This is a genomic window from Azotobacter bryophylli (genome assembly GCF_042643485.1).
Lineage (GTDB): Bacteria > Pseudomonadota > Gammaproteobacteria > Pseudomonadales > Pseudomonadaceae > Azotobacter > Azotobacter bryophylli.
Map to the genome: position 1 here is coordinate 22,786 of NZ_JBHRSJ010000022.1, position 15,336 is coordinate 38,121.

At 67.5% G+C, this 15,336-nt stretch carries 12 protein-coding genes; 3 read left to right on the top strand and 9 right to left on the bottom strand.

The features are described from left to right. From ACFOJE_RS11570 to ACFOJE_RS11585, 4 genes are all read right to left on the bottom strand, one after another. A partial coding sequence (locus tag ACFOJE_RS11570; RefSeq protein ID WP_377814503.1) for a 4-alpha-glucanotransferase occupies window positions 1-1,113 on the bottom strand: 1,113 nt, incomplete at its 3' end. Continuing rightward, a complete protein-coding gene (gene treZ, locus ACFOJE_RS11575) occupies window positions 1,106-2,896 on the bottom strand; it encodes a malto-oligosyltrehalose trehalohydrolase (RefSeq protein WP_377814504.1) in 1,791 nt (596 codons plus the stop codon). The genes ACFOJE_RS11570 and treZ, both read right to left, overlap by 8 nt. A gap of 14 nt (window positions 2,897-2,910) precedes the next feature. Next, a complete protein-coding gene (gene glgA / locus ACFOJE_RS11580; protein ID WP_377814505.1) occupies window positions 2,911-4,449 on the bottom strand; it encodes a glycogen synthase GlgA in 1,539 nt (512 codons plus the stop codon). Between the two features lie 386 nt (window positions 4,450-4,835). Next, a complete protein-coding gene (locus tag ACFOJE_RS11585) occupies window positions 4,836-5,066 on the bottom strand; it encodes a hypothetical protein (RefSeq protein WP_377814506.1) in 231 nt (76 codons plus the stop codon). Window positions 5,067-5,155: 89 nt separating this feature from the next. Here ACFOJE_RS11585 and ACFOJE_RS11590 point away from each other — a divergent pair, with 89 nt between their 5' ends. Continuing rightward, complete coding sequence (locus ACFOJE_RS11590) at window positions 5,156-6,808, top strand: SulP family inorganic anion transporter (RefSeq protein WP_377814507.1); 1,653 nt, start codon at window positions 5,156-5,158, stop codon at window positions 6,806-6,808. 44 nt (window positions 6,809-6,852) lie between these two features. On the opposite strand, the gene ACFOJE_RS11595 is transcribed toward ACFOJE_RS11590, so the two are convergent. Further along, on the bottom strand, window positions 6,853-7,041 hold the full coding sequence (locus ACFOJE_RS11595) for a ribbon-helix-helix protein, CopG family (protein ID WP_377814508.1): 189 nt from the start codon (window positions 7,039-7,041) through the stop codon (window positions 6,853-6,855). 283 nt (window positions 7,042-7,324) lie between these two features. Here ACFOJE_RS11595 and galU point away from each other — a divergent pair, with 283 nt between their 5' ends. Further along, the gene (galU, locus tag ACFOJE_RS11600; protein WP_377814509.1) at window positions 7,325-8,164 is read left to right on the top strand and encodes a UTP--glucose-1-phosphate uridylyltransferase GalU; all 840 of its coding nucleotides are present in this window, start codon (window positions 7,325-7,327) and stop codon (window positions 8,162-8,164) included. A gap of 61 nt (window positions 8,165-8,225) precedes the next feature. Here galU and ACFOJE_RS11605 read toward each other — a convergent pair whose 3' ends face one another. Next, the gene (locus ACFOJE_RS11605) at window positions 8,226-8,648 is read right to left on the bottom strand and encodes a VOC family protein (RefSeq protein ID WP_377814510.1); all 423 of its coding nucleotides are present in this window, start codon (window positions 8,646-8,648) and stop codon (window positions 8,226-8,228) included. Window positions 8,649-8,730: 82 nt separating this feature from the next. Between ACFOJE_RS11605 and gorA the strand changes: the two genes are divergently transcribed. Continuing rightward, complete coding sequence (gorA, locus tag ACFOJE_RS11610; protein ID WP_377814512.1) at window positions 8,731-10,086, top strand: glutathione-disulfide reductase; 1,356 nt, start codon at window positions 8,731-8,733, stop codon at window positions 10,084-10,086. 88 nt (window positions 10,087-10,174) lie between these two features. Here gorA and ACFOJE_RS11615 read toward each other — a convergent pair whose 3' ends face one another. From ACFOJE_RS11615 to ACFOJE_RS11625, 3 genes are all read right to left on the bottom strand, one after another. Beyond that, complete coding sequence (locus ACFOJE_RS11615) at window positions 10,175-10,651, bottom strand: copper chaperone PCu(A)C (protein ID WP_377814513.1); 477 nt, start codon at window positions 10,649-10,651, stop codon at window positions 10,175-10,177. A gap of 109 nt (window positions 10,652-10,760) precedes the next feature. Further along, the gene (locus tag ACFOJE_RS11620; RefSeq protein ID WP_377814514.1) at window positions 10,761-12,851 is read right to left on the bottom strand and encodes a helicase-related protein; all 2,091 of its coding nucleotides are present in this window, start codon (window positions 12,849-12,851) and stop codon (window positions 10,761-10,763) included. A gap of 293 nt (window positions 12,852-13,144) precedes the next feature. Continuing rightward, on the bottom strand, window positions 13,145-14,797 hold the full coding sequence (locus ACFOJE_RS11625) for a hypothetical protein (RefSeq protein ID WP_377814515.1): 1,653 nt from the start codon (window positions 14,795-14,797) through the stop codon (window positions 13,145-13,147). Window positions 14,798-15,336 lie beyond the last annotated feature (539 nt).

Sequence of the window (15,336 nt, forward strand, 5' to 3'; positions counted from 1 at the left end):
GGCGCTGCGCGCGGCGCTCTGGATGCGCTCCAGGCCGCGGGCGATCAGCCACTGGGCAAAGGCGTGGAAGCCGATCTCGTCGGCATACTCGCGGGCGAAGCCGGCCACCGCGGCGCTGCCCGGCGAGCGCAGGGCGGCGTCCCACTGGCGCCAGTCGTACAGGCCGTTGTGGCGCACGTGGTAGGCGTGCAGCGCCTCGAACCGGCAGTGGTTCTCCAGCGCCTCGCCGCCGGCCTCGCGGAAGCTGGCGAAGTCGGCCTCCAGGGGGTTGGCGCCGTGGCGGAACTCCTGGTAGAGGGCGCGCAGCAGGCGCAGTTTGACCTCGGCGGCGGCCGGCCAGTCGATCAGCTCCAGCTGCTCCAGGCGCTGCCAGGCACCGGTCAGACCGCTGGATTCCAGGGTCGAGCGCACCTCGCGCTCGCCGAGGATGCTGCCCGGCGCGCTGTGCAGCACGTTGTAGAACAGCCGGCTGGACGGCGAGTAGGGGCTGAAGCGGTAGGTGTCGGCGCTGAACATGGCGTGCAGCGGGCTGATGGCCAGCGCCGCGGCGCCCTTGCGCGCGGCGCTGTGCACCAGGTTCTCCAGGGCCTGGGTGTCGCCGATGCCGCCGTCGCCCGGCCGGCGCAGGGCGTAGACCTGCGCGGTGAGGCCCCAGAGGCGCGGCCGCGGTTGTCCGCCGAGCTGGTCGAGGCCGATGCAGCGGGGCGGCGCGACGGCCAGGCCGAGCCGCTCGTGGCCGATCTGCAGCTGATAGTAGCCGGGCCGCTCAATGCCCGGCAGCCAGCCCTGGTCGTCGAGGCGGCCGGCGTCCGTCTCGCCGTCCTCGTGGATCAGCTCGCAGGGGCTGCCGGGGGCGAAGCGGGTCGAGAGGTCGAGCCGCTGCCGGCAGTCCAGGGTCAGCAGCGGCGACGGACCGTCGCCGTCGCCGTGTTCGAGACGGGCGAGGCTGTCGCGCAGCTGCTCCGGGGAGTCGGCCGGCAGCTCCAGGGCGGCCAGCACCCGGCGCAGCACGTCCGAGGCGACCCGCTGCGGGCGTCCGTCGGCGTCGACCCAGTCGACCGCTATGCCGGCCGCGGCGGCCAGGCGTTCGAGATGGGCGTCGTGGCTATTCATCCTGGGCGACCAGATAGATACGCGCCATCCGGGGGGGAAGGCTGCCCTGGTGTTCGTGGAAGTTCTCCATGTCCTGGCTGGCGAACAGCAGGCGCCCGTGATGCCAGTGGGCATGCACCGGAACCGCCTCCAGGCCGAGATTCAGCTCGATGCGCAGGATCATGCCGTCGCCGAGCTGCCAGTGCGCCTGCACCGCGGCCGGCCCCAGCACCACGGAGCCCTGCGAGCGGCTGCCGGGCAGGCGCGGCACGATCTCGCGGCGGCGCAGGGCCAGCAGGTGCCGGTAGTAGGCGCGCCATTCCGCGTGCTGCGGATCGAGGCGGGCCGGGTAGTCGGGCTTGGAGGTGAGGAAGGTGCTCTCGGCGTTGGGATCGGGAATCCGCTCGCACAGGGAGAGGTCCTTGAACGGCTCGAAGTCCTTGAACTCGCGCTGCCGGCCTTCGCGCACGGCGCTGGCCAGCCCTTCGTCCTCGTGGCTGGTGAAGTACAGGAACGGCCGGTGGGTGCCCCATTCCTCGCCCATGAACAGCAGCGGCACCATCGGCGAGAGCAGCAGCAGGGCGGTGGCCGCGCGCAGCGCGTTGGGCTCGGCGAGGCTGATCAGGCGTTCGCCGAAGGCGCGATTGCCGATCTGGTCGTGGTTCTGCAGGAACAGCACGAAGGCGTCCGGCGGCAGGTGCGCGCTGGGTTCTCCGCGAGGCGGGCCGTCGTCGCTCGGCTGGCCCTGGTAGACGAAGCCCTCGCTGAGGCTCAGGGCGAGCTTTTCCGCGGTGTCCTCGCGGTAGTGGCCGTAGTAGCCCTGGTGCTCGCCGGTGAGCAGGACGTGCAGCACGTGGTGGCCGTCGTCGTTCCACTGCGCCGTGTAGCCGCCCTCGCCGAGCAGGCTGGCTTCGTTCTTGTAGTTCTCCAGCACCAGGTGCACGTGGCGGCCGGGACCCACCGCGCCGTGCACGCGCTCGGCCAGTTCGGTGAGGAAGCTGCGCTCGGTGATGGCGTGCACCGCGTCCAGGCGCAGGCCGTCGAAGCGGTATTCGAGCAGCCACATCAGGGCGTTCTCGATGAAGAAGTCGCGCACCTCGCGCTGGCGCAGGTCGATGGCGTCGCCCCAGTCGGTCTGCAGGTCGTGGCGGAAGAAGGGCGTGGCGAAGCGGCCGAGGTAGTTGCCGTCGGGGCCGAAGTGGTTGTAGACCACGTCGAGGAAGACCATCAGGCCGATGCCGTGGGCGGTGTCGATCAGGTGCTTGAGCTCGTCCGGCGTGCCGTAGGCGGATTCCGGGGCGTAGGGCAGCACGCCGTCGTAACCCCAGTTGCGCGCGCCGGGGAACTCGGCCAGGGGCATCAGCTCGATGGCGGTGACGCCCAGTTCGGCCAGCTCCGCCAGCTGCGCCTCGACCCCGCGGTAGCCGTCGAGCAGGCCGACGTGCAGTTCGTAGAGCACGGCTTCGTGCCAGGGCCGCCCCTTCCAGGCGCCGTTGCGCCACTGGTAGCCCGTCGGGTCGACCACCAGGCTGGGGCCGTGCACTCCGCCGGCCTGGCGGCGCGACGCCGGGTCGGGAATCCCCGGCGCGCCGTCGACGCTATAGAGGTACGGGGTGCCAGCGCCGCAGGGCGCCTCGACGCTGAACCAGCCCCGGGCGTCCCGCTGCATCGGCAGTCTGGCGTTGCGCTCGGGCAGTTCCAGTTCGACGCTCTGTGCGTCGGGCGCCCAGAGGGCGAAGCGGGTGCGCTGCCCGGCGAGCAGACGGGCGCCGAAGCGCCCGCTGCCGTAGTCGAAGGTCGCCATGCTCTGATCTCCTTTCAAGCCTGTTCATGCCGGCTCTCCAGCAACTGTCGGTAGAGGTGCAGGTAGGGGTGTACGGTCTGCCGCCAATAGCAGGGCACGGTCATCGCACTGCGCCGCATGGCGTGGAACAGGGAGGGCAGGGCGAACACCTTGAGCGCCCGTTCCACCGCCTCCCGGTAGCTTTCGACGCAGGGGCGCTCGAAGAGGAAGCCGGTCACGCCGTCCTCGATCGAGTCGGCCAGCCCGCCGGTGCGGTGCGCGATCGGCAGCGAGCCGAAGCGCTGCGCGTACATCTGGCTGAGGCCGCAGGGCTCGTAGCGCGAGGGCATCAGCAGGAAGTCGCTGCCGGCGAACATGCGCCGGGCGAGGGTTTCCTCGAAGCCGACGCGGACCCCGATTCGGCCGGGGAAGCGCCCGGCCAGACCGCGCATGCGCTCCTCCTCCACGGGCTCGCCGCGGCCGATCACGGCCAGCTGGCCGCCGGCGCGGACGATGGTCCCGGCGACGTCGTGGGTCAGGTCCAGGCCCTTCTGCCGGACCAGGCGCGAGACCACCACGAACAGCGGCCCGGCGCTCGCCTCCAGGTCGAAGTGGTGGCGCACGTACTCGGCATGCACGGCCTTGCCGTGCCAGTCGCTGGCGCTGAAGCCCTGCAGCAGGTGCGGATCGCTCTCCGGATGCCAGCTCTCGTCGATGCCGTTGCGGATGCCGCTCAGCAGGCCGCGCTCGGCCTTGGCCCGGAGGAAGCCCTCAAGGCCGCAGCCGAAGGCTTCGGTGGTGATCTCCCGGGCATAGGTGGCGCTCACCGTGGTGATGCGGTCGGCATAGGCGATGCCGGCCTTGAGGAAGGACAGCTTGCCGTGGAACTCCATGCCCTCCATCCGGCAGGCGCCGCGCGGAATGTCCAGCTCCGGGCAGCATTGCGGGCTCAGCAGGCCCTGGTAGGCGAGGTTGTGGATGGTGAAGACGCTGGGGGTGGCGATGCCGCGCCAGCGCAGGTAGGCCGGGGCCAGGGCGGCCGGCCAGTCGTGGGCGTGGAGCAGGTCCGGGCGCCAGCTGATGCAGGCGCTGCCGGCGGCCACGTGGGCGGCGGCCAGGCCGAGGCGGGCGAAGCGGATGTGGTTGTCCGGCCAGTCCTGGCCGTGCTCGTCGCCGTAGGGCGTGCCGTCGCGGTCGTAGAGTTCCGGGCTGAGCAGGACGTAGACGATCAGGCCGTCGTCCAGGTCGATGCGGCCGATCCGGCAGGGGGGCAGGGCGGCATGGCCGGGGAGGGTGCCGACCACGCGGATCGTCTGGCCGCTCTCGAGGACCTGGCGGTAACCGGGGAGCAGGACGCGGACGTCGTGGAACTCGCGCAGCGCCCGCGGCAGGGCGGCGGAGACGTCGCCGAGCCCGCCGGTCTTGACCAGGTCGGTGAGTTCGGAGGTGACGAAGAGGATCTTCTTCTTGTTTTCCTGGACGGTGCGGACTTGCAGATGGGGACGAATCGTCGAGAACGGAATCGCCAGACCTTGTTCTTGTGGAAGGTGGGTCTGCACTGCAGCATGACTCATGAATACGGTCTCCTCCGGTGACACTTCCTGGCCGGGCTGCAGGAGCCGGCTCCGAGGGAGGCTGGTCCGTTGCCGCGGGAAGAAAAAGCGCAAAGCTAAGAGGTGAGTATTGCCGAGGATTCAGGAGATGCCGCCGCAAGCGACGAATGCCTGCATCCCGTATTTAGGATGCTGACTGGCGGGGGGAGGAAGAAGTTCGTCCGTTCGGCGGAGCTTCCGCTGGTCGTTCGAGCCGCCTCCGCGCAAGATGCGGGAAGAGTGCCGCAGGAGAGTGTGGCCCGGCCCATAGCTTCCTTCCTCATACCGCCGGTCTCGTGCCGGGGCGAGGGCGTTCGCGGTATCGTCGAGGGGCGCCAGGCAGTTGGCGCGGACAGCCCAGGGAGGGGCTAGAAATGGATTTCCGCCAGCTTGATACCCAGCTTCAGCAGTTCCTCGATCAGCTTGTTCAGATCGGCGAAGGATTCCACTTCGTCGCGGGCGTCGATCAGGAAGAAGCTGCGACCCGAATCGAGCTTGAAGAACACAATCCACTCCCGCGGCCTGGCCGGGTTGCGGATCACCTGGGTGGAGAAGGGCTTGCCGTCCTGGTGCAGTGCCTTGACATCCTCGCGCTTCATTGCCGCTCCTGTTTTCGATGATGGACGCCAACTCTATCATTATCACCATATGTTAATATTATGTGCGTATCCACTGGGGGGACCCTGCGATGATCGCGATACGTGAGGCGTGGAAAGCCGGCCTGCTGGGCCGGTCCAATTGGCTCAACAACCTGGTTGCCGGGGCGATCGTCGGGGTGGTGGCACTGCCCCTGGCGATGGCGTTCGCCATCGCCTCCGGCGTGAAGCCCGAGCAGGGCATCTACACCTCCATCATCGCCGGCCTCGCGGTCTCCCTGTTCGGCGGCAGCCGGCTGCAGATCGCCGGCCCGACCGGCGCCTTCATCGTCATCCTTGCCGGGGTGACGGCGCAATACGGCGTCGATGGTCTGCAGATCGCCACCCTGATGGCCGGCCTGATCCTCCTGCTGCTCGGCGTGACCCGCCTGGGCACCGTGATCAAGTTCATTCCCGACCCGGTGATCGTCGGCTTCACCGCCGGCATCGGGGTGATCATCTGGGTCGGCCAGTGGAAGGATTTCTTCGGCTTGCCGGCAGTGACCGGCGCGCACTTCCACGAGAAATTCTGGAGTCTGCTGCAGGTCCTGCCGCAACTGCACCTGCCCACCACGCTGCTGTCGGTCCTGAGCCTGCTGCTGGTCATCTTCGGCCCGCGCCTGCCGGGCATGAAGCGGGTGCCCGGGCCGCTGATCGCCATGGTGGCCGCCACCCTGGTCCAGGCCGTGCTCCAGTTCGACGGCGTCGCCACCATCGGCAGCGCCTTCGGCGGCATTCCCCAGGGCCTGCCGGAATTCAGCCCGCCGCACATCACCCTGGACCGGATCACCGAGCTGGTCGGACCGGCCTTCGCCATCGCCATGCTCGGCGCCATCGAGTCCCTGCTCTCGGCGGTGGTCGCCGACGGCATGGGCGGCACCAAGCACGATTCCAACCAGGAGCTGATCGGCCAGGGCATCGCCAACATGGCCGCACCGCTGTTCGGCGGGTTCGCCGCCACCGGCGCCATCGCCCGCACCGCGACCAACATCCGCAACGGCGGCAACAGCCCGCTGGCCGGCATCGTCCATGCTTTCACCCTGGTGCTGATCCTGCTCGTCCTCGCCCCGCTGGCGGCGGACATCCCGCTCGCCGCGCTGGCCGCCATCCTCTTCGTGGTGGCCTACAACATGAGCGACCTCAAGCACTTCCGGCGCATGCTCAAGCGCGCGCCGCGGGCGGACGTGGCGATCCTGCTCATCACCTTCGTGCTGACCGTGTTCAGCGACCTGGTCATCGCGGTCAACATCGGCGTGATTCTGGCGATGCTGCATTTCATGCGGCGCATGGCCGCGTCGGTCGAGGTGCAGCCGGTTCCCGAGCAGGAGCTGGAGCCGGAGCTGCACGGCCATCATCTGCCCAAGGGCGTGCTGGTCTACAGCATCGAGGGGCCGCTGTTCTTCGGTGCGGCGGAGAACTTCGAACGCGCCCTGGCCAGTACCAACACCTATCCGGGCATCCTGGTGATCCGGCTGGACCGGGTACCCTTCATGGACATCACCGGCATGGAGACCCTGGAAGAGGTCATCCGCAATCTGCACAAGCGCAATATCCGGGTGAAGCTGTGCGAGGCCAATCCCCGGGTGCAGAGCAAGCTGACCAAGGCGAGGCTGGTCGAGCTGGTCGGCGAGGAGAACTGCCACGGGACCTTCGCCGAGGCCCTCGCCGACAGCGAAGCGCAGCTGGCGGTCAGGGCCGCGTCCTGACTCCGGCGTCTGCGGGCGGCCAGTCCGCCCGCGGTCCGTTCCGATCAGGACTTGCCGACCGGCGGGATCTTGCGCTGGGTGGCGTAGGTGACGCCGTGGACTTCCAGGTAGTCGCGGATCAGTTGGCGGACCACCTGGGAAGGGGTCAGATCCTGGGCGGCGCAGAGCTCCTCGAAGGCTTTCTTCTTGACCGGATCGATGAGTACGGTGAGGCGCGCTGTCTTGCTTTCCATCTTCGGGGTCCGTTGTCTGTCGGTCGGGTGGATGCTAATGAAATTATACTTGGATTAGCTCTTTGATACGCCACGCATATTCCCCTCGCCGACGCATTGCCCGCTGCGCTTTCCTGAAGGAAGATAGCGAACTGCGCCCGTCCTGAATGGTCCTAGTTCCGGCGTCCACCGTGGCCCGTGCATGACCCCGTCCAGGCGCCGGCATCCTGCTCCTTCGGAGCGCGATGTGCGGATGCGAGCGCCGTGTTTGGACCTGTCGATTTCATCCCTACCAAGGATTCCCATGATCAAGAAATGCCTGTTTCCCGCCGCCGGCTATGGCACCCGTTTCCTGCCGGCCACCAAGGCCATGCCCAAGGAAATGCTGCCGATCGTGAACAAGCCGCTGATCCAGTATGGCGTCGAGGAAGCACTGGAGGCCGGTCTGTCGCAGATCGCCATGGTCACCGGCCGCGGCAAGCGTGCCCTGGAAGACCATTTCGATATCAGCTATGAGCTCGAGAACCAGATCAAGGGCACCGACAAGGAGAAATACCTGGTCGGCATCCGTCGCCTGATCGAAGAGTGCACCTTCTCCTATACCCGTCAGATCGAGATGAAGGGCCTCGGCCACGCCATCCTCACCGGCCGTCCGCTGATCGGCGACGAGCCCTTCGCCGTGGTCCTGGCCGACGACCTCTGCATCAACCTCGACGGCGACAGCGTGCTGAAGCAGATGGTCAAGCTGTACAACCAGTTCCGCTGCTCGATCGTGGCCATCCAGGAGGTGCCGATGTCGGAGACCTCCAAGTACGGCGTGATCGCCGGCGAGATGATCCGCGACGACATCTTCCGCGTCAGCAAGATGGTGGAGAAGCCCAAGCCGGAAGACGCCCCGTCCAACCTGGCGATCATCGGCCGCTACATCCTGACCCCGGACATCTTCGAGCTGATCGAGAAGACCGAGCCGGGCAAGGGCGGCGAGATCCAGATCACCGACGCGCTGATGAAGCAGGCCCAGGACGGTTGCGTGCTGGCTTACAAATTCAAGGGCCAGCGTTTCGACTGCGGTAGCGCCGAAGGCTACATCGACGCCACCAACTTCTGCTTCGAGAACTTGTACAAGACCGGCAAGGCGTTCTGATCCCGCCCCGGCTCCTCCACAAGGCCCCCGCCGGCTCGACGCCCGCGGGGGCCTTGGCTTTTCAGGGCAGCGGCAGCGATTCCGAACCCGGCCCCAGCGGCTGGCCGTAGCTGAACTCCACGTAGTTGCCGGCCGGATCGCGCACGCCGCAGTAGTAGCCGACCGGATAGGGCTCTTCGCGCGGCGGCCAGATCAGGCAGCCGGCGTCCTTCGCCCGTTCGGCGATGGCATCCACCTGCTCGCGGCTCTCCAAGGCGAAGCCGAAGTGGCTGTAGTCGTCGGGGGCCAGGTCGCGCCGCGTGCCGCCCGGCATGATGACGAAGATGAATTCGTGCTCGCGGCCGGGCTCGGCCATCCAGACGATGCGCGCGCCCTTGCCGGCGCGCTCGTGGATCACCCGCATGCCGCAGAAGCGCCGGTAGAACTCCACGCAGGCGTCCGGATCCGGCACGTGCAGGGCGAGATGGGTCAAGGTCGGGCGCATGCCTCTCTCCTGTGCTGGGGCGGCCGAAGATCCGGCCGGGACAGATGGGGTATTCTGGCAGCATCTTGAGGGAGACGATCACATGGCCTACGACTTCGATCTGTTTGTAATCGGTGCCGGCTCCGGCGGCGTACGCGCGGCCCGCTTCGCCGCCGGCTACGGTGCCCGCGTGGCGGTCGCCGAGAGCCGCTACCTGGGCGGCACCTGCGTCAACGTCGGCTGCGTGCCGAAGAAGCTGCTGGTCTACGGCGCCCACTACGCCGAGGACTTCGAGCAGGCCCGCGGCTACGGCTGGAGCGCCGGGACGAGTTTCGACTGGGCCACCCTGATCGCCAACAAGGATCGTGAGATCCAGCGCCTGAACGGCATCTACCGCAAGCTGCTGGTGGACAGCGGCGTCACCCTGCTGGAAGGGCACGCCCGGCTGTGCGACGCCCACAGCGTCGAGGTCGACGGCCAGCGCTTCAGCGCCGAGCACATTTTGATCGCCACCGGCGGCTGGCCCGCGGTGCCGGACATCCCCGGCCGCGAGCACGCCATCACCTCCAACGAGGCCTTCTACCTGCCTCAGCGGCCGAACCGTGTGCTGGTGGTGGGTGGTGGCTACATCGCGGTGGAATTCGCCTCGATCTTCCACGGCGTGGGCGCGCGGACCTCGCTGCTGTACCGTGGCGACCTGTTCCTGCGCGGCTTCGACGGCGCTATCCGCGCGCACCTGCGCGACGAGCTGACGAAGAAGGGCCTCGACCTGCAGTTCAACGCCGACATCGCCCGTATCGACAAGCAGGGCGACGGCAGCCTCCTGGCCACGCTGAACGACGGCCGGACCCTGGAAGCCGACTGCATCTTCTACGCCACCGGCCGCCGGCCGATGCTGGACGGCCTGGGCCTGGAAAACGCCGGGGTGGAACTGGACGCGCGCGGTTACATCGGGGTCGATGAGCTGTACCGGACCAGCGTGCCCTCGATCCTGGCCATCGGCGACGTCATCGGCAGGGTCCAACTCACCCCGGTGGCCCTGGCCGAAGGCATGGCCGTGGCGCGCCGGCTGTTCAAGCCGGAGGAGTACCGGCCGGTGGACTACCGCCTGATCCCCACGGCGGTGTTCAGCCTGCCCAACATCGGTACCGTCGGCCTGACCGAGGAGCAGGCGAGGGCGGAAGGCCACAGGGTCAAGGTCTTCGAGAGCCGCTTCCGGCCGATGAAGCTGACCATGACCGACAGCCAGGAGCGCAGCCTGATGAAGCTGGTGGTGGACGCCGACAGCGACCGGGTCCTGGGCTGCCACATGATCGGCCCGGATGCCGGCGAGATCCTTCAGGGGCTGGCCGTGGCACTCAAGGCCGGTGCGACCAAGCAGGTCTTCGACGAAACCCTAGGCATCCATCCGACCGCGGCCGAGGAATTCGTCACCATGCGCACCCCGCTGGCGGGCTGAGAACCGGCGGTTCGGGCGGGCTTCCCGGAGCGGGAAGCCCGCCCGCGAGGCGAGGTCATGGCCGGTGCCACGACCGGCGGGAGGGGGCTCAGTGGTGGGCGTGATCGTGGTGCTGCATGCCGCCTTGCGCGTCGGCCCGTACCGGCACCTCCACCTGGACCTTGCCGGCCTTCTCGAATTCCAGGGTCAGCGGAAACTGCTCGCCGTCCTTGAGCGGGCGCTTCAGGCCGATCAGCATCACGTGGTTGCCACCCGGTGCGAAGGTCGCCTCGCTGCCGGCCGGGATATCGACCGCGTCGACCTTCTGCATGCGCATCATCTCGCCCGCTTTGACGTGGGTGTGCAGCTCGGCTTTCCCGGCGACGTCCGAAGCCGCGCCGACCAGCCGGTCCTGCGCCTGGCCCTGGTTGGTTACCGTGAAATAAGCCGCGCCCGCCGGAGCGTTGGGCGGCAGTGCCCGCGACCACGGATCGCTGATGGTCAGAGCGCCGACCTTGTAATCCGCAGCGAGGGCGGCGCCGGTGGAGAGGACGAGCAGGGAGGAGAGCGCAATGCGTGCCAGCATTCGGAGCATTCCTTAGGCGTTTGAGAGGTTGCAACCTTAGCATGCGGTACAGGGGCGAGTTATTGACCTCTGCCTTAGTGTGGGCATGCCGGCCTGGAATGTTCCTTTCCTAGCGACGCCTGCTGTTGCGCGTCGCGGTCAGGATCTCGAGGATACGGTCGTTGATCGTCTCCCGACGGGCCAGGGCTTCTTCCTCCTCCACGAAGTATTCCGGCAGCGCCCGCCACAGATGGATGTACACCTCGAGTTCGTGCAGCGTTTCCTCCAGGCTGCGCAGGTCCTGCAGGCGCCCGAGGTGCGGCAGCGGCACGATGCCGCCCTGGTGGACCTGTCGCAGCCATGCCAGCGCGCTGAGCCGCGCCGGGCTTTCCGGTCCGCCGTGGATCGGCACGCTGGCGAAGATCCAGCGCAGGCGCAGGTCGATCGCCGGATCGTCGAGTCGACCAATCCAGTTCATCAGCTCTTCCGGCAGCACCGCCATGAAATGCTCGCCGTAGTTCACCGATTCGATGAAGGTCAGCCAGACCCTGAGCAGGCTGCGCTCGCCGAGGGCGTCGGCCAGCGTTTTCAAATGGCCGTAGTCCGGGCGCACGGCGAACTTCTTCAGGTCCAGCGGCGGGTCGGGCTCGGCCAGACCGCGGCGGATGGTGTGGATCACGGTATGCTCGAAGCCGCCGGCCAGGCCGCTCTCGGAGAAGCCGTAGCGTCCGGCGCGCCCGGCGATCTGTTTGATCTCCTGCCCGGTCAGGGTGCGCACCGTGGTGCCGTCGAACTTCTCATCGGTCCTGAAGTAGAGGCGGTGGGCCGGCAGGTTGAGGCCCATGCCGATGGCGTCCGTGGCGACCATGATCTCGACCTCGCCCTCGCGGAAGCGCCTCGCCTGTTCGCGGCGGACCACCGGCGACAGGGCGCCGTAGATCACCGCGGCGCGGCGCCCTCGCTGTTCCAGCAGGGCCTTGAGCTCCAGCACGCCGCGGCGGCTGAAGTCGACGATGATGGAGCCGGCCGGTATGCGCTGCAGGTGTGGCGGCTGCGGATCGACGGCCAGGGGCGTGAGGCGCCGGGTGTGCTCGATCGTCAGCTCGTCGTTGCAGATCCGGCACAGGTGTTCCAGCGACGGCGTCACCAGCTCCGGACCGGTCATGATCAGCCGTTCGGTGTAGGCGCCGACCAGCGCGTCGGTCCAGGCCCAGCCGCGCTGGGCGTCGCCCAGCAGCTGCACCTCGTCGACGACGACCACGTCGAAGCGGGTGTTCTGGAAGCGGCCGAATTCCTCCATGGTGCAGCAGTAGTGGGTGGCGCCTTCGCGGATGATCTGTTCCTCGCCGGTGATGAGGGTGCAGGGGATGCCCTGTTCCTCCAGGCGTTCCTGGTTCTCCAGGGCCATCAGCCGCAACGGCGAGAGATACAGGGCGCTGCCGGCCTTGGCGACCTGCTCCATGGCCCGGTGCGTCTTGCCGCTGTTGGTGGGCCCCAGGTAGGCCTGCCAGCGGCGCTTCAGGCGCCGAGCCCGGTACAGCTCGTGGTACTGGCTGAAGCGGGCATCGGTGCGGCGCAGTTCGCTTAGCACCATGGCTGTGCGCATCCGCTCCTTCAGCTCGAGGAAGTGCTTGCGCAGGCGCCGCGGGCTCTGGCGCAGCAGCCGGATCAGCACCGACCGTTCCACCTGGTCGAGGTCGAAGTCGGCGGCGAGCTCGACCAGGGTTTCCAGATTGCGCCGGTAGGACGCCAGCTGGGCGGCGCGCATGGATTCCGCCTCTGCCTCGGTGAGTACCCGGTTGTCCGGGAACTCCAGCTCGGCCGGCAGGTGCAGCGGCTCGCCGTGCAGCTCCAGGGTCAGGGTGTAGTGCGCGCCGTGGCGGAACAGGTTCACCCGGCGGGTGAACCAGAGGGCGAAACCGGCCCAGTTCGGGTATTTCGACAGCCGCGCCAGGGTGGCCTGCCGTTCGTCTTCGGGCAGCTCGGCGTAGTAGGCCTGGAAGGGTTCGAGGAGCAGGTCGAACCGCTTCTGCAGCCGGCCCTGCAGCTTGCCCCAGAACACGTCCGCGCTGTGGAGCTGACGCAGGCCGGGTATGGCGTAGATCACCTGGCGCGGCACGCTGCCGACCTCGATCGGCGTGCCGAACGCCGCGAGCGCGACCGGCACCTGCTGCGCCTTGCCCGATTCCAGGTCTTCGAATAACTGCTGGTGCCCTGTCATGCTCACCTCTTTGCATCGGCCTGGCTCGGCCATCATCGGTCTGGCCACAGCGAGTCATGTCCGGGCGCAGGATCTACCTTCGACATCCATGAGCAATCGTCGATGGAGCCGTGCATCCTGCCTTGCCCGTGGCGCCATCCTCAAGTCGACACAGCATAGCCCGGCCGGCGAGCGCCATGCGAGCAGGGCGCGTCCGTGCCATCCGGCTCACGTGCGGGGAGGGACGTTTCGCCTATCGCCAGGGATCTGGCAGGCCCGAGGCAGACAAGCCGGCGGGGGCAGCCTCCGCCCGGCTACCGGCATGCCTGGTTCGTCGCCCCGGGCAGGGCCAGGAAGGTGATGGTCGCCGGCTCGAGCCGGATATCCCCGGCCTCGACGCCGACGCCTTCGAGCGCCGGCAGCTCGTCGCCGCTGCCGAGCTGGAGGACGTTGCCGTTCAGCAGCACGCTCCTGCTTTGCAGATCGCCCGACGCCGAGGCCAGCGTATAGCGTTGCGCCTCGACCGGCAGGGCGAGCGTCTGCGCCTTCTCCGTGTTGGTATTGATGGCCAGGAGGGCGACGCCTCCGGAGGTTCCCTTCAGGCAGTGCGCATACAGATGCAGTCCCCCCCGGGACGGAACGCCTGCGTCGAGCACCCTGTTATCCATCAGCCTGTGCCACAACAGGGCTGCCCAGTAGTTGGGTCTGGGCTCGAAGGTGGTGTTGTCCAGCAGGCCGTAGTCGCTGGCGGCCAGGGTGTTGTGCATGATGACCTGAACGCCCTGTCTGGCCAGTCGCCCCCGCTGGTCCAGGTAGCGGAACGTATCCAGGAAGGTGGAGGCCCAGGGGTTGCCGCCACAGGCCGCATCGGCGCTTTCGCTGATCCAGATCGGCGCGTCGGACTCGAATCTGTCCCGGACCATCCGGTACAAGGCCAGGGTGTTGTCCGTCGACGAGAGCCAGGCTTCGGACAACGCCTCGGCGGCGCTGGTCTGCGGCAATCCGGCTTCCGCACAGCGCAGGGAAGCCGCGCCGTAGTCATGGTAGGAAAAGACGTCCACCTTGGCAGGCTTCATGGCGGCCAGCATATCCAGCGAGGCGAACACGCCCGGCACATTGCCCGGATTGAAGTGCGGGATGCGCCAGCCGACGGTACCGGGTCCCATGACCTTGATTTCGGGGTCCGTCTGCCGGATCAGATTGCGGAAGATCTTGAAATCGCGTCCGTAAGCCATCGCGTCATAGAAAGGCGCCTTGATCACGGCGGAGGCGGTCGGCTCGTTCATGAACTCGACGGCGGCGATCTCGCCGCCGATCGAACGGGTGTAATCGATCAGACTGCGGGCCTGCCCGGGCGACCAGACGCCCTTGCTGTCCCGCACACCAGTGCTGACGGCGAAGGAAGTGATGATTTTCCCGTCGACCGCCCGGGCGAAGTCGATCATTTCCTTCCAGCGCTGCCGGGGCAATACGCAGGAAAACCCCTTCGGCGGCGTCGCCGGCGCCGAGTCGGAGTCAGCGAAGTAGGTCGCATTGGCACAGATGCCGCTGACCCGGACATAGGCCGGTCCCAGGGCCGCGGCCAGCATGCGCAGGCGGGCATTGTCCAGATCGGTCGGCTGGCGATAGGAGAAAATCCTCGGGTCCGTGCTCCACGATGGACCGATATCCTCGTCCTCCCCGGCGGAGGGCTCCGGTTGCTCCTGCGCAGCGGCCGCGGACTGGGCGTCGTACGGCTTCCAGTATCTGCCGCCGGTGAGTTCGATCATCTCGACGTTGTAGGACTGGAAGCGTTCGTCGACCGTACCGAGGCGAGCCATGTCCTTCGGCCCGACGGCGATCGGTCGCTGCTCCTGCGGCACGGCTGCCGAGGCGGCGGACGAGGCCGGTTCACCCGCGAACGCAAACACCGTAAATCCCATCACGACAGAAAGGGTTGCCACTTCCATTGCGAAACGTCGACTCATGTCCATCCGCCTTTTTACGTCTATCCGCACAGACCAAGGCGGATACACAAAATGGGACTCCAAGCCGGCTCGGTGATTCACTGGGCGCCGCCTGCCAGGCTCCATCATCCTCTCCGGCGACCGGCCGAGGGAAGGCCTGCGCTGCCGATGCTCCCCTCGGGCCGGAGACTGCCTTCGAGTAGTAGTAGCACAGGCGCAGGGGCATGCTTCTGTTTTGGCGATTCAAGTGCCCTGAGCCGCGCCAGTTCTTTCCCGCCCTTCGTCGCGCGCCCGTCTCCATCCGCCGCTGTTCCCGGCCGATCGCTCCTTCCGGCATCGTCATCGGAACGGCAAGAGCTGCGGGCAGCGGGTCAACCAAGATGGAAAGGTCCGGCCCAGCGGTTGATGCGGCCATTGGCTGACAAGGACAGTGCGAAGCGGGCCGTACGGGTACGAAAAAGAGACATCCCGCACCGTTGTCCGCCGATATGACCTTGGCGAGCAAAAGGTTTTTCAAGCGCTGTATTTGAATAAAAGCTGTTCGAATAAATGGCTGGTTT

Excerpts from the sequence above, each read along its gene's own strand:
- treZ (WP_377814504.1), bottom strand. The coding sequence starts at position 2,896 with ATGGCGACCTTCGACTACGGCAGCGGGCGCTTCGGCGCCCGTCTGCTC.
- glgA (WP_377814505.1), bottom strand. The coding sequence starts at position 4,449 with ATGAGTCATGCTGCAGTGCAGACCCACCTTCCACAAGAACAAGGTCTG.
- ACFOJE_RS11585 (WP_377814506.1), bottom strand. The coding sequence starts at position 5,066 with ATGAAGCGCGAGGATGTCAAGGCACTGCACCAGGACGGCAAGCCCTTC.
- ACFOJE_RS11590 (WP_377814507.1), top strand. The coding sequence starts at position 5,156 with ATGATCGCGATACGTGAGGCGTGGAAAGCCGGCCTGCTGGGCCGGTCC.
- ACFOJE_RS11595 (WP_377814508.1), bottom strand. The coding sequence starts at position 7,041 with ATGGAAAGCAAGACAGCGCGCCTCACCGTACTCATCGATCCGGTCAAG.
- galU (WP_377814509.1), top strand. The coding sequence starts at position 7,325 with ATGATCAAGAAATGCCTGTTTCCCGCCGCCGGCTATGGCACCCGTTTC.
- ACFOJE_RS11605 (WP_377814510.1), bottom strand. The coding sequence starts at position 8,648 with ATGCGCCCGACCTTGACCCATCTCGCCCTGCACGTGCCGGATCCGGAC.
- gorA (WP_377814512.1), top strand. The coding sequence starts at position 8,731 with ATGGCCTACGACTTCGATCTGTTTGTAATCGGTGCCGGCTCCGGCGGC.
- ACFOJE_RS11615 (WP_377814513.1), bottom strand. The coding sequence starts at position 10,651 with ATGCTGGCACGCATTGCGCTCTCCTCCCTGCTCGTCCTCTCCACCGGC.
- ACFOJE_RS11620 (WP_377814514.1), bottom strand. The coding sequence starts at position 12,851 with ATGACAGGGCACCAGCAGTTATTCGAAGACCTGGAATCGGGCAAGGCG.
- ACFOJE_RS11625 (WP_377814515.1), bottom strand. The coding sequence starts at position 14,797 with ATGAGTCGACGTTTCGCAATGGAAGTGGCAACCCTTTCTGTCGTGATG.